General features: G+C 45.0%; 15 protein-coding genes. 13 read left to right on the top strand and 2 right to left on the bottom strand.

Going from position 1 to position 13,050, the window contains the following annotated elements; translation table 11 throughout:
* Positions 1-9: 9 nt before the first annotated feature.
* From FYJ39_RS08315 to FYJ39_RS08285, 7 genes are all read left to right on the top strand, one after another.
* Positions 10-756, top strand: a complete 747-nt coding sequence (locus tag FYJ39_RS08315; RefSeq protein WP_235919777.1) for an NADAR family protein — start codon at positions 10-12, stop codon at positions 754-756.
* Positions 743-1,138: a DUF2493 domain-containing protein gene (locus FYJ39_RS08310; protein WP_154472011.1), complete on the top strand. Its 396-nt coding sequence runs from the start codon at positions 743-745 to the stop codon at positions 1,136-1,138. Before FYJ39_RS08315 ends, FYJ39_RS08310 begins: the two co-directional genes overlap by 14 nt.
* Positions 1,139-1,193: 55 nt before the next feature.
* Complete coding sequence (locus FYJ39_RS08305) at positions 1,194-1,751, top strand: hypothetical protein (protein WP_154472010.1); 558 nt, start codon at positions 1,194-1,196, stop codon at positions 1,749-1,751.
* A 33-nt stretch (positions 1,752-1,784) separates the two neighbouring features.
* A complete protein-coding gene (locus FYJ39_RS08300; protein ID WP_154472009.1) occupies positions 1,785-2,030 on the top strand; it encodes a hypothetical protein in 246 nt (81 codons plus the stop codon).
* Between the two features lie 53 nt (positions 2,031-2,083).
* Entirely contained in the window at positions 2,084-2,407 is a 324-nt protein-coding gene (locus tag FYJ39_RS08295) for a hypothetical protein (protein WP_154472008.1), read from the top strand.
* Positions 2,408-2,456: 49 nt separating this feature from the next.
* Positions 2,457-3,047: a hypothetical protein gene (locus FYJ39_RS21670; protein WP_235919776.1), complete on the top strand. Its 591-nt coding sequence runs from the start codon at positions 2,457-2,459 to the stop codon at positions 3,045-3,047.
* Between the two features lie 159 nt (positions 3,048-3,206).
* The gene (locus FYJ39_RS08285; RefSeq protein WP_154472006.1) at positions 3,207-3,839 is read left to right on the top strand and encodes a cell wall hydrolase; all 633 of its coding nucleotides are present in this window, start codon (positions 3,207-3,209) and stop codon (positions 3,837-3,839) included.
* Positions 3,840-4,061: 222 nt separating this feature from the next.
* Here the strand turns inward: FYJ39_RS08285 and FYJ39_RS08280 are convergent, their stop codons facing one another.
* A complete protein-coding gene (locus tag FYJ39_RS08280) occupies positions 4,062-4,604 on the bottom strand; it encodes an HD-GYP domain-containing protein (protein WP_154472005.1) in 543 nt (180 codons plus the stop codon).
* Positions 4,605-4,757: 153 nt separating this feature from the next.
* Here FYJ39_RS08280 and FYJ39_RS08275 point away from each other — a divergent pair, with 153 nt between their 5' ends.
* Positions 4,758-7,034 carry a transglycosylase domain-containing protein gene (locus FYJ39_RS08275; RefSeq protein WP_154472004.1) on the top strand — a complete coding sequence of 759 codons (2,277 nt, stop codon included), beginning with the start codon at positions 4,758-4,760 and terminating at the stop codon, positions 7,032-7,034.
* A 43-nt stretch (positions 7,035-7,077) separates the two neighbouring features.
* On the opposite strand, the gene FYJ39_RS08270 is transcribed toward FYJ39_RS08275, so the two are convergent.
* Positions 7,078-7,533: a helix-turn-helix domain-containing protein gene (locus FYJ39_RS08270; RefSeq protein WP_195840401.1), complete on the bottom strand. Its 456-nt coding sequence runs from the start codon at positions 7,531-7,533 to the stop codon at positions 7,078-7,080.
* Positions 7,534-7,672: 139 nt separating this feature from the next.
* Between FYJ39_RS08270 and FYJ39_RS08265 the strand changes: the two genes are divergently transcribed.
* From FYJ39_RS08265 to ftsH, 5 genes are all read left to right on the top strand, one after another.
* Entirely contained in the window at positions 7,673-8,389 is a 717-nt protein-coding gene (locus FYJ39_RS08265) for a TraX family protein (RefSeq protein WP_154472002.1), read from the top strand.
* Positions 8,390-8,403: 14 nt separating this feature from the next.
* Complete coding sequence (locus FYJ39_RS08260) at positions 8,404-9,156, top strand: ribonuclease H family protein (RefSeq protein WP_154472001.1); 753 nt, start codon at positions 8,404-8,406, stop codon at positions 9,154-9,156.
* 102 nt (positions 9,157-9,258) lie between these two features.
* Complete coding sequence (locus FYJ39_RS08255; protein WP_154472000.1) at positions 9,259-10,707, top strand: DNA cytosine methyltransferase; 1,449 nt, start codon at positions 9,259-9,261, stop codon at positions 10,705-10,707.
* 26 nt (positions 10,708-10,733) lie between these two features.
* The gene (locus FYJ39_RS08250) at positions 10,734-11,051 is read left to right on the top strand and encodes a hypothetical protein (RefSeq protein ID WP_154471999.1); all 318 of its coding nucleotides are present in this window, start codon (positions 10,734-10,736) and stop codon (positions 11,049-11,051) included.
* Between the two features lie 141 nt (positions 11,052-11,192).
* Entirely contained in the window at positions 11,193-12,998 is a 1,806-nt protein-coding gene (gene ftsH, locus FYJ39_RS08245) for an ATP-dependent zinc metalloprotease FtsH (protein ID WP_235919775.1), read from the top strand.
* Positions 12,999-13,050 lie beyond the last annotated feature (52 nt).

The following is a 13,050-nucleotide window of genomic DNA, read 5'->3' as shown; positions in this document are numbered from 1 at the left end:
GAGGTTACGATGGATATTAAAGCAAAAGCGTATCAAAAATATCAGCTGGACTGGATGCTGAGTCATGGAAAATCGTTAGACGATCTCATGGATTGCATGCAGGGCTGGTGGGAAGATGATGAAACAAGAGAATGGTGTTCACCAAAAACAGCATTTGCAGATTTTGAAAAAGCTGGATTTGATGGAGAACTTTGGGCGTGCTTTGATGAATTTCTGGAAAGTGAATACCTGGATATTCCGTATATGCGGCGGTTGTTGACCGCAAAAGAATTTGAGGAGTATTTACAGGATCAGCAGGAAAAGGCAAGCATTGCAGCGTTCCGAGATGAATTTGATTTTCTCAGTAACTTTTACCCTGTAAAAATCCGCTATAACGGAGTAACGTTTCACAATGCAGAGGCGGCGTTCCAGGCCCAAAAGGATCCAGCACGAAGTAAGGAGTTCGCAATCTTAGCCCCGGCCGAAGCCAAACGTCTGGGAAGACGAGTAAACCTTCGCAACAACTGGGAGGATATTAAAGTCGTTGAAATGATTGGCATCCTTCAGGCAAAGTTCCAACAGAATCCGGAGTTTTTAAAGAAGCTGCTGGACACAGGAGACAAAGTGCTGATAGAGGGAAATACCTGGCACGATAACTACTGGGGAAGCTGTCACTGTGCGAAATGTAAGAATCAGGGACAGAATATGCTTGGCAGAAGTCTGATGCAGCTGCGAGAAGCGTTTCGAAAGGAGATAGAAGGCTATGCAGGAAATTAGAGTCATCATTGCTGGCACCAGAGATTTTAACCGTTATGAGCTTCTGGAAACAGAAGCGGCGGCCCTGGTGGACTGGCTGAAATCCCAGCATCCAGACTGCACCATTACCATTGTTTCTGGCGGCGCCAGAGGGGCAGATCTGTTAGGGGAACGGTTTGCCAGATCGCACAAATACAAACTGGTGCGTTTTCCGGCTGATTGGCAGAAATATGGAAATCATGCCGGCCCCATTCGCAATCGTCAGATGCTTAACTACGCCAGGGAAGCAATCGGTGTTTTGTTGGCATTCTGGGATGGTAAGAGCCGCGGCACCAGAAACATGATCGATATTGCAAAGGATGCAGGAATAGACGTGCATGTAATACCGGTTCTGGGCTGTTAAAGGCAGTAAAATGTCGGATAAACATAAGGACCATAAAAGCAAAGGAGAAAAATTGATGAGTACATTTCGTATTTTAATGAAGGTCACAGAATTAAAATCATACGAGAAGATCAACCACAAGACAGTGTATGTATATGCGTCTGAAAAACTGGAACAGCATCGACACACACTGTTTGATTACATCAAAGAAAAGCCGGATACAGATGCAACGCAGGATTTCATCTCAGGCGAAGAGCAGCCGGATGTGATTCGAAAGGAAGCAGATACGTGGAACACCCAGTTCATCAAACAGATCACAGAAAGTTTCCTGACGGCCGAGCATGTGTCACACGACAGTGGTTGGAATAATCTTGCCACATTCTTTGGCAATATGGTTTCGATGGACCAGCAGATAAAAGATGACATTGCAGCCGGTCAGAGCTTTTCAAACTGTCTGTATGAGTGCTACAAAGCACTGACTGTACTGCAGGGGATGCCATACTATGGCTGTCCGAAATTGGTATGCGATGATGATAACTGCGATGATTTTCAGGTGTTAATCTCCAAAGAAACACTGAAAGACATTCATGAGCATCCGGAAGAGTATGTAATAATCAACGTACATTACAACTAACACGCTATGACCGGATGAAGAGAAGGAGGTTCTATGGAACACACAGATCAGGAACATCTGCTAATCAATCACTCGAAAGAGATGCTTGATAGGGCGATCACAGAAACGTTTAGGATCTCTGCGACCATTTCAAAAGGAAAGGGTTGTTTAGAACCACCGATCAGTGACGAACCTTTCCATTTTGTGCCGATGCGAGAATCAGTGGACAAAGCGATGTTGATCAGCCGAGATAAACATATCGTCAAAATCCCAAAACACTGTGTCAAAGTGTGCAGATGAGGCGATGTCGCCTTTTCGCATCCACATTCATGGAGGAAAGACAGGAGTCAACCATGGCAAGAAAATGCCCAATCACAGGCAGTCCAGTGTTATATCTGGACTGTCTGGAATGTGAAGAAAAATTGTGTAAAACAGAAACAAAAGAAGAAAGGACGGACAGTAACAGGTCTATGGTGGATCATAAGAAAGTTGTCCCAAAAGGAGGAGTCAATGAAAAAAATGTGAGTATACGTTCGAATATGGTTATAACGGCAAAGGAAAAATCACTGTCGCAGCTGATTCGCTCGATGAAGGTGTCGAGAAGGCGGCAGAGGCAGTGCAGGACCTTTTGCCGGATGATGCAGATAAATTTTCCGTGGAGATCGGCGATTTGTTGAGTCAAGAAACGATTTGTGCCGGTATGGAAATGATGTAAAGGAGAAGGAAATGGCAAACGTATGTTGTACCGATTATGTGTTTTTCGCGGAGAACAGGGAGAGTTTAGCACAATTTCGAGAGATATTAGAGGAAGTGCTGAAAGGCGTGCAAAATCGCAGAATTCCATCTGAGAGTGGAGAATGTGATTATGAGGTGTTACAACGAGAACTTGGCATACCAGAAGGGCGTCGCACAACTGGGCGTGGATTCGTTGTGGATCTCTCAGAGCTGCAAGAAGATAGCCATGGCCCATATTTTAAGGTTGAGGTACAAGATTGCTGGAGAGCCAGCCCGGATGTCATAAGCGCCTTGTTGCAGGATGACCCGGAGATCAATTTCGTGTATCGAGAAGACGAACCGCAAGAGCACATTGCTTCTACAAATGACAGCGATGGACGATTTTTTCCACATCGTTTTCGCATATGGGGAACACAAGGTGAGCATCAGGAAAATCTCATCGATGCATGGCTGGAAGATGAAGAAGCGGCCCTTCAATTCCTCAAGACACATATGAATGTGAAGGGAGACAATTTGGAGAAGGCTATGGAACTGATGTCCAAAAATTCCAATATGTATCTGTATGCGGTAGAAGAAAATTAAAATTCGACTATCTCAATATCCATAAAAAAGCTGTTGCGTGAAATGCGTGACAGTTTTTTTGTGCAAAAATCGTGAATCTGGTTCCATAATTGCCCCGTGCGTTTTTTGCACAATCAAACAACAGCCTAAACAGGCAAAAAATTGAAAGGAAGAAATGAAATGAAAACACGTTTATGGAAAGTAACTGGAACTACTGTCGCAATGCTGGTGATCATGACATGCTCTGCGTTTGCCTCAGAAGGCCCTGGAGGCATGCCGGCAAAGGAAATCGTACCGGTAGCAGAATTGGATGAAGCCGGTGTTTCCACCGTTTATGAGGAAGAGTTTGATGGGATTGTTGATGGATTTCGTACCGATGAAACCCAGGTAGCAGAACAGGCAGAAGCGGTCGCAGAAGAGCAAGCGGCACCTGCACCCGAACCTGCGCCGGCACCGGCACAGACGCAGTCTTATTCTCAGGATGACTTGGAAGTCTTAGCACATGTTTTATGTGGTGAGGCCCATACCTACCCAGACGAAGAGCAGCGTTATGTCGGATCAGTTGTATTAAACCGCGTTAAGCATCGTGCATACCCGAACACGATTCGAGGAGTCGTCTTCCAGAAAGGTCAGTATGCATGTACCTGGGACGGCAATTATTACAGACAGCCGACAGAAGCCAATTACAGAAATGCAAAATGGCTTTTGGAGAATGGCAGCATCTTGCCGGCGAACGTCGTGTATCAGAGCAAGGCAAGACAAGGAAGCGGAACCTATGTTAGTACCAAGTATCACAAATACTGCTATTACTAATGTTTCTTTCCTTTAATTTCCTAAACATTCCTTTTGTATCCTAAACAAGGGTAAAAAGTTTTCCTTTTGTATCCTAAACAAGAGGGTGGAGGAAAGGAACGAAGTTTTCCAACAAACCCTAAACAGGGGATAAAAAACGAAAAACAGTTTTTCTTTTGTATCCTAAACAGAGACGGACAGCCCATGATGGTCTGTCCGTTTTTCGATTCAATCATCCATATATTATAAAAAGAGCACAGAACACACTTCGGCAATTTCAGGATCGAATTGTGTGCCGGAACAGCGCTGAAGTTCGGAACGAATCTGATCCACAGTACGAGGCGACTGGTACATGCACCCATGACTCATGACATCGAAGCAGTCGGCAACATATACAATTTTGGAAAAATTGGAAAAATCCCGTTTCTTTCCATAACCATTGCCATCCAAACGTTCGTGATGATCCAGAGCAACCATACAGATCTCTCTGGGGAATCCCAACTGTGCCAAAAGGCAAAAGCCTTTACTCGTATGCTGTTTCATTGTTTCGTATTCCTCATCGGTTAAGCGTCCGGGTTTTTGCAAAATAGAATCCGGAATGCAGAGCTTTCCGATATCATGTAACAGAGCGGCGGTTTTGAGCGTACATATGGCATCTCCAGACAGATGAAGAGCCTTGCCGATTTTGGCAGCCAATTCCGCCACACGCATAGAATGTTCTCCGGTTTCAATGTCATAATCTAAAAGCTGCATTAAGAGCAGATCTGCTTTTGTTTCTAACGTCATAAAAAATCCTCCATCATATAAAACTTCTTTGGTTTTGGATAATTATGGGGAAAATCCCGGAGAGCATTGCAGAGAGTAAGAAGCAGGGCTTAAAACCAATTTTGGTCCTTTTCATGCAATAATTAAAGAAAGTTCAGAAAGAAGGCGAAAGACGTGGGCCAACACGAAAACAATCAAACTACAAGAAAAAATCCGGTATTTGCCGGTATCAAAGCCGTCTGTAAAGGAGTGGGAAAACTGTTGTCGTTTTGTTTTAAGAGCATCTTTATTTTGTGTGTGCTGGCGCTGATTGCGGCAGCTATCGTAGGAAGTGTATGGGTATACCCCAAATACAAAGAATATCATGCATACGCACAAGATATCGTAAACAAAAGCGCCGCAGAAACCTTTCAAAAGGGAGAAGCCAGTTATATTTATGATAAAGACGGCAATTTACTGGCACGCCTGTGCGGCGATGAAGATTCAGAATATCTCTCCTATGAGGAACTTCCAGCGTATGTCGTTGACGCTTTTGTGGCAGTCGAAGACCGTTCCTTCTGGGAAAATCCAGGATATGATCTGAAGGGTATCCTTCGTGTCGGAATCAATTTTATCCGTACCAAAGGAGAGGAAAAACACGGAGCCAGTACCATTACCCAGCAGTTGGCAAGAGGGGAATTCCTGACAAGAGAAGTGTCGATCACCAGAAAAGCAAAGGAAATTTTGGTAGCGATGGAGTTGACAAAAAAATACTCCAAAGAACAGATTGCTGAATTTTATATCAACACAGTCAGTTTCGCCAATACATATTACGGTATTCAGTCCGCAGCAAAAGCGTATTTTTCAAAGCCAGTATCAGAGTTAACACTTTCTCAAATTGCGTATCTGTGCGCGATCCCTAATTCTCCGACCTATTACAATCCTTACACTCATCCGGAAAATGCCTTAAAACGCCGGGACAAAATCCTTGGCGATATGTTGGAGTGTGGATTTATTGGCGAGGAGGAATATCAGGCCGCCACACAAGAAGAAATCGTGATTGAGAAACCAGAATACCCATTTTACAACTACGAAACCTCTTATGCGATTGAGTGTGCGGTTCGTGAGCTGATGATGCTGGATGGGTTTGAATTTCAGTACGGGCTTTCCGATGCAGCTATGCTGGACGCATACAATGAAAGCTATTATGAAGCATATGACAAGGCAAAGGAAAAGCTGTATCAGGGCGGATATACCATTTATACGTCTCTGGATGCAGAAAAACAACGGATCCTACAGACAGCCGTCAATGAATCCCTGCAGTTTGATGCCGAAACCACCGGAGACGGTATCTTTGCGTTACAGGGCAGTGCGACTTTAATTGATAACAAAACCGGAAAAGTGGAGGCTGTTGTTGGTGGAAGAACACAGGAAACCAATATTCCAACCTTTAACCGTGCTTATCAGGGCTTTAGGCAGCCAGGCAGTACCGCAAAGCCACTTTTGGTATATGGACCGGCCTTGGAGGCAGGATTCACTCCGAATTCCATCGTGGAAAATATCAATGTCGGCGAAGCGAAAAAGCAGGGAGCAGACATTCTGTCTATGACAGGCAGCGCCTCCACCATGCGTCAGGCTTTGGAGCGAAGCAGAAATGGGTGCGCATATTGGCTTTATGCACGCATTACACCGCAAAAAGCCATGGAATACCTGACAAAAATGCGGTTTCATAAGCTGGATCCGGCTGATTATGGCATGTCGGCCTGCCTGGGCGGTTTCACCAACGGAACAACAACAGAGGAAATGGCGGCTGCCTATCGAATGATCGAAAACCATGGATCTTACACGGCCCCAACCTGTATTATCAAAATGGTAGATCGAAATGGAAACGAAGTATATAAACCACAGACAGAAGAGCAAATTTTTGATGAACGTACAGCCGATACCCTACTGGATATGATGAAGGGCGTTATCACGAGGGGAACTGCGAGTTCCATGAGATGGGATAACAGAATTGAAGCCGCCGGCAAGACCGGAACGACTAATAACAGTAAAGATGGCTGGTTTTGTGGAATGACGCCATATTATACCTTAGCGGTATGGGTGGGATACGATCAGCCGAGGGAACTTTCCAGCCTGTACGGAGCCACATATCCGGCAACCATTTGGAAACGGGCCATGAAGGAAGCTGTAAATGGTTTGGATCCAAAACGGTTTGAAAGGGCTGAAGTGTCGGAGGAAGACGTGGAAGCGCCGACAGCATCTGCAGAACAATATCTGCCAGGGCGTGCTGATTCAGAAGTTCTTTCCAGTGGATACACGGTGAAAAATTATAGAGAAGATCATGCACTTGCAGACCGTGCAAGAGAATTGCTGGCTGCAGGAGATACTGCAGGAGCATCTGCGTTGGTAGAGCAGATTTACGGCCAAACCTTGAAACGACAAATGCGAGCAGAAGTTGCCGCGCGGTAGCATGAAAAAACAGAGGTGTCTCAAGAGGCATCTCTGTTTCATGCTAAACGTCAAAACTTAATTGTTCATACTGCTGTGGCTCGTCAGTGGAAATTGCCACATTGCTTGCACGCGCCAATACTTCTGCTTGTGTATGAATATAAGAGACTCGTGCTTGGTCATAAAGTTCAAACCGGGCTGCAATATCCATATTTTGGTACCAATACAGCAACATCGATTCGTCAGCGGTTAATTGTTTCACAATGGTAAAGCCAGCTTCTTCCGAACGAATCGGAGCGGCAGAGGGCACATCAGTCGGTGCATCAAAAATTGCATGTATGCTCACTCCAAGTGCTTGGGCAATCGCTTGTTTGTGTGACATCTTCACTCGTAAAATATGTCCGTTGATGATACGTATTAAAGTCATAGGTGGGATTTTAGTCATTTTAGATAAGGCGGATTGACGGATACCTTTCGCTTCCATCACAGATACTAATCGCTCATTTTTGTGCGTTTCCATACAAAGGATCTCCAGAAACATACTGTTGCCAGTGTACCATGAAATCCTTGGAAACTCAAGAAAAATGCCAATTTTTCATATCCGTAAACTTCAAAATTCGACCAAATAGACCATAAATTATAAAATATAAGGAAAAGACATGAAAAAAGAACTGACTAACACACAGCTGAAACTCATGGCGATGTTGTTTATGCTCCTGGATCACATTGGCGCTACCATTGTGATTACTTTATACAACCAATCTGCCGCCAGTGCAGAAGGTCTTGAGGTATATTATATCTTAAGGCTCATAGGACGACTTGCCTTCCCGTTATTTTGCTTTTTGATTGCGGAAGGAATAACCCACACTCATAATTTAAGCAAATACACCTTGCGTATGCTGATATTTGCACTGATTTCAGAACTTCCGTTTAATCTTATGTGTGAAGGAAGGATATTGGCGCCGGAAACACAGAATGTATTTTGGACGTTTACCTTGTTTTTAAGTGCAATGACCGTTGCACAGAAAACAAAACTGCCGGCCGCCCCATTGGCCATAGTAGCGGCAGCTCTGGCATGGTATCTTCAGACCGATTATCACTGGATGGGCGTTGGTCTGTTGTATATCATGACAGCCAAGGATCGACGCATACAAAAAATAAGCGGTGTGCTTTTTATCACTTGGATGTCCTTCCGGTTATTTGGAAATCCTGCTTTGGGAGGAATTCTGGCAATAGCACCATGTTTCTGCTTTGTAAAACTATTAGATTTATATAACGGGAAACGCGGCACAGGTATTCATAAGTATATGTTTTACGGGTTTTACCCAGTACATATGCTGCTTTTGTGGCTGGTAACAACGTGGATATTGGCATAAGAAAAGAGGTTCAAATGGCAAAAGGAAAATACTATGCAGTCAAATGCGGACGAAAACCAGGAATCTTCCTGTCATGGGAGGAATGTAAGGAACAGGTGGAGAATTTCCCGAATGCGAAATACAAAGGCTTCGCAACAAGAGAAGATGCGGAAACATACCTGTCTTCCGATCAGGCATATACAAAAGGGAAGCATTACTATGCGGTGCGGCAGGGACACATTCCTGGTGTATATGATTCCTGGGAGGGCTGTAAACAGCAAATTGATGGGTTTTCGAATCCAGAGTACCGAAAATTCCCAGACAAAGAAACGGCAGAGAAATGGTTCTCCCATGATGTACGAAACGCCTCAGGAAAGAGTTGTCGAGCCTATGTCGATGGCAGTTTTAATGCCAACACTGGGATGTATGGATATGGTGTCGTGTTAATCTTTGGAAAAACAGAATATACATTTTCAGGCTCAGGGAATGATGCAACTTTAGGATCCATGCGGAATGTTGCAGGGGAATTGGAAGGCGCGATGCGAGCAGTCAGAGAAGCGCATGCACTGGGATATGGAGAAATTACACTGTATTATAAGTATGCAGGGATTGCAAATTGGGTAACCGGCGCTTGGAAAGCTACCAAACCAGGAACCGCTCGGTACAAAAAACTCATGCAAGAAAGCGGAAGACATATCAAGATCAATTTCACTGAGGTCAAGTCATCAAGCAGTAAAAAATACATGACATTGGTAGAGCATTTGGCGAAAGAAACAGTGGGACAATGATGAAAACAGGGTACTGCGGTACCTTGTTTTTTTTGTACATAAAAACCCTGGTGCATAATTCTTCTGATTCCATAAAGAAATTGAGATTAGGAGTGTAAAGCCATGAGAATAAAAACCAGTAAACGAGGATTGACATTTTCCTTTACAGCCAATGAAACCTTTACAGTAGGGTCCAAATATCGCTATGTCATTGATGTGGCTGCCAACGAGGTATTGATCCTTCCGGACGCAGGCGGCAATCATATCGTCAGCAAAAAAGGCCCAAATCAGAAACCGTTGGTGGATTTACGAGCAAAAGACGTCCGGGATTTTATTGAAGATGCCGCATATCTGGAGGTTTCCTTTGAAAAAGGGCACATTGTTGTTGCAGCAATGAAGCCCTCAGTGCAAATCAACGAGAACCTCTCGGAAGTGGAACTGTGTCAGCTGCTTGATAAAAAAGAGGATGTTCCGACCATTACGCTGGACAAGGAATTATTCACGGCACAGTCGCCGGTCATGTATAAGATGTTGGAGGCCGCAGGACTCTTTTCTCCAAAAGTCAGACAGGATATTTCATACGTCTTTGACGTGATCAGCCTGTTTTCCGGAGCCGGTCTTTTGGATTATCCATTTTTTAGAGATCCGGATTTTGAGATTCGAGCTGCCGTAGACTTTGATAAGGCCGCTTGTGAAACCTATCGCAACAATATTGGCGATCACATTCTTTGCATGGATATGCGGGATGTAGAGCCCGATATGTTAAACTGCAAAACGCCGGACTTGATCATAGGAGGGCCGTGCTGCCAGGGGTACTCCAATGCGAACAGACATAACCTGGCCTCAGCAGAAGCAGAAGCAAAGCGAAGCCTGGTAGATGACTATGTGCGTATTGTAAAAGCAAAACGTCCATATATTTTCGTGATTGAAAATGTCCCACAGTTTCTGACAAAGGAGCAGGGCAAATACCTGGAGCGTGTGTTAACCGGTCTGCCGGAATATCAGATCACGTATCAGATTGTATCGGACCTGGCCGTGGGCGGTTTTACCAAACGGAAACGTATGATTCTCCTTGGAAGCAGAATCGGAAAAATCGTCATTCCAGATTTGGAACTGAGTCACACACGTACGGCGAAGGAAGCACTGATCCGAGTGGATGATACCTGGTTTAATGCAGGAGACATCACAAAACCCGGCGCCGATACCGTGCGAAAAATGAGCTTCGTACGCCCGGGGCACAACTACAAAGATATTCCGGAAATGCGGGATCTGGACCGGCATAGCGATACCTATCGCCGCTTGGCATGGGACGAACCAGCCCCAACCATTGTAAACTGGAGAAAAGTCAATATGATGCCGCCGGAAGGGAACCGTATTTTAAGCGTATCAGAGGTGGCCGCTCTGATGGGGCTATCCAAAAAGTTTCGCTTCTTCGGAAGCCTGAATGACAAACAGCAACAGCTTGGCAATGGCGTGACGTACGCGATTGCAAGTTTTATAAAATCGATTGTAAAGAATAAACTGCTGCAGTTTGCAAACGAAACCATAGGTGTTGTCCCTGGTTTGGTGTAAGGTGCAGATTTTTAAGGAGGAAAAAAATGGCAAAAATTAACGGAACATTAACTGCGAGAGTCGAAATTGAGGCAACCGACAAGGAACTTTTAGAGGCTTTAGCAAAGGAACTTGGCTTTTTCGGCGTTGTAGTTTCAGATCATGATAGTTACAGTAAATTGATCGCAGCCGACCCAGAGAAAAAGACAGCAGCCAAACTGGTCCGACTGGAAGATAAGAGCTATCACGGTTCTCCTTCCTATCAGGTCGTATCAGAAAGAGAACTGTCAGAAGCAGAGTATGAATGTGCGAAGGCACTTCAGACGATCAAACAGTATGTCAAAGAAAAGGCAAGGAACCGATAATACATTCCAGCAATACTCCGGGTAACACCGGAGTATTTTTTATGAAAAACTCAAATTTTCCATATCCGCAATCTTTGGTTTTTGCGGATCATGAAAGAAAAACGATACAATCAAAAGAAAATACAAATGAGGAGGACTTCCATGGTCGATCAGACACCAAACACCCCTAATACACCAAAGCGTCCAAGAGGCGACATCATGATCTTTTGCATTTGCATTGCATTGGTCATTGTGATGATGCAGTTATCTGTAAAAGTGATGCGTCAGCGATATATGGATATGAGCTGTACCTATAGCTATACAGAATTTATGCAGCACGTTGCCGATGAGAAGATCAAAACGGCGGAAATCAGTGAGAGTGCCATTACCGGAGAAACAAAGGACGGAATGCTCTACTTTGTAGACCGCGTGGAAGACGAGAAGCTCACAGAAAGGCTGCTTGCCGGAAATGTCGATATCACAAGCAGTAGCGCCGGAGACACGATGAAACAGATCGGCATGGTGGCGAATCTTACGTTGACAGCATTTATGATTTATTACCTGTACCGCATGATGCACCGCGGCGGCGTACTGGGCAAATCCAATAAAATCAAAAAGTTTGATAAAGAAAAGGCGACCGTCAAATTCGCAGATGTGGCAGGACAGGATGAGGCAAAAGACTCCCTGTTAGAGATTGTGGATTTCCTGCAGAACAAGGAAAAATACGCTGCAGTAGGAGCAAAACTTCCCAAGGGTGCATTGCTCGTTGGCCCGCCTGGTACGGGTAAAACCCTACTGGCAAAAGCAGTGGCCGGAGAAGCAGAGGTACCATTTTACTCCATGTCAGGCTCCGATTTCGTTGAGATGTTTGTTGGTATGGGGGCCTCCAGGGTGCGATCACTCTTTGAAGCTGCCAAAAAAGATGCGCCCTGTATCATTTTCATTGATGAGATCGATGCGATTGCGGGAGCACGCACCTCAAGCGGTAACTCAGAACGAGAACAAACCTTAAACCAGCTGCTGACGGAGATGGACGGCTTTGCCACGGACGCCGGCATTGTTGTGCTTGGCGCCACAAATCGGCCAGAGTCATTGGATCCAGCTATTTTAAGACCAGGACGCTTTGACCGACGCATTGTCGTGGAATTACCGGATGTGATGGGCCGAGAAGCGATTTTGGCCGTTCATTCACGTGGACTGAAATTCGACGAGACTGTCAACTTAAAAGAACTGGCTTTACAGACTGCAGGCGTATCCGGCGCTGATTTGGCCGGTATTATGAACGAGGCCGCCATTGCAGCAGTAAAAGATGGCCGCCTGTTCGTTTCGCAAAAAGATCTGATTGCCAGCATTGAAAGCGTACTGGTTGGAAAAGAGAAAAAGACCAGACTTTTGAATGAAAAAGAAAAGAAGATCGTGGCCTGCCATGAGATCGGGCACGCTCTGGCAGCCGTAAAACTGACGGGCAGTAAGCCGGTTCAAAAAATCTCGATTGTACCAAGAACCATGGGTGCCCTCGGTTTTGTCATGCAGGCGCCGACGGAGGAGACGTATCTTCGGTCAAAAGCAGAACTGGAAAACGAAATGGCGGTACTGCTTGCTGGACGAGCGGCAGAAGAGGTATTCTTCAATGAAATTACAACCGGAGATGCGAATGATTTAGAGAAAGCCACAGGAATCGCCAGGGATATGGTGACGAGATTTGGATTTGGCCAGGATCTTACTACCATTGCAAAGATGCAGAATATGTATTTGCGGGCTGAGACCACATATACCTGTTCGCCTCAGACGATGTATTTGGCGGACCAGCAAATTGCAGATCTGTTGGAAACGGCATATGATAAGGCGGTGGCAATCTTAAAACAGAATAGCACTTTGCACCACAAACTGACCGAACACCTGCTGGAACACGAATCGATTATAGGACAGGAGTTCCAGGAAATCTTAGATCGTGAACAAGCTGTGTAAAGAATGAGAGTAGACGCATGGGTGATTGTGTAGTATATTGGTGACAAAACAT

The organism is Clostridium porci, from assembly GCF_009696375.1.
In the GTDB taxonomy this organism is placed as follows: Bacteria; Bacillota; Clostridia; order Lachnospirales; family Lachnospiraceae; genus Enterocloster; species Enterocloster porci.
Note: the sequence above shows the minus strand (reverse complement) of the source record. Positions and strands in the feature narration are given on the sequence as shown.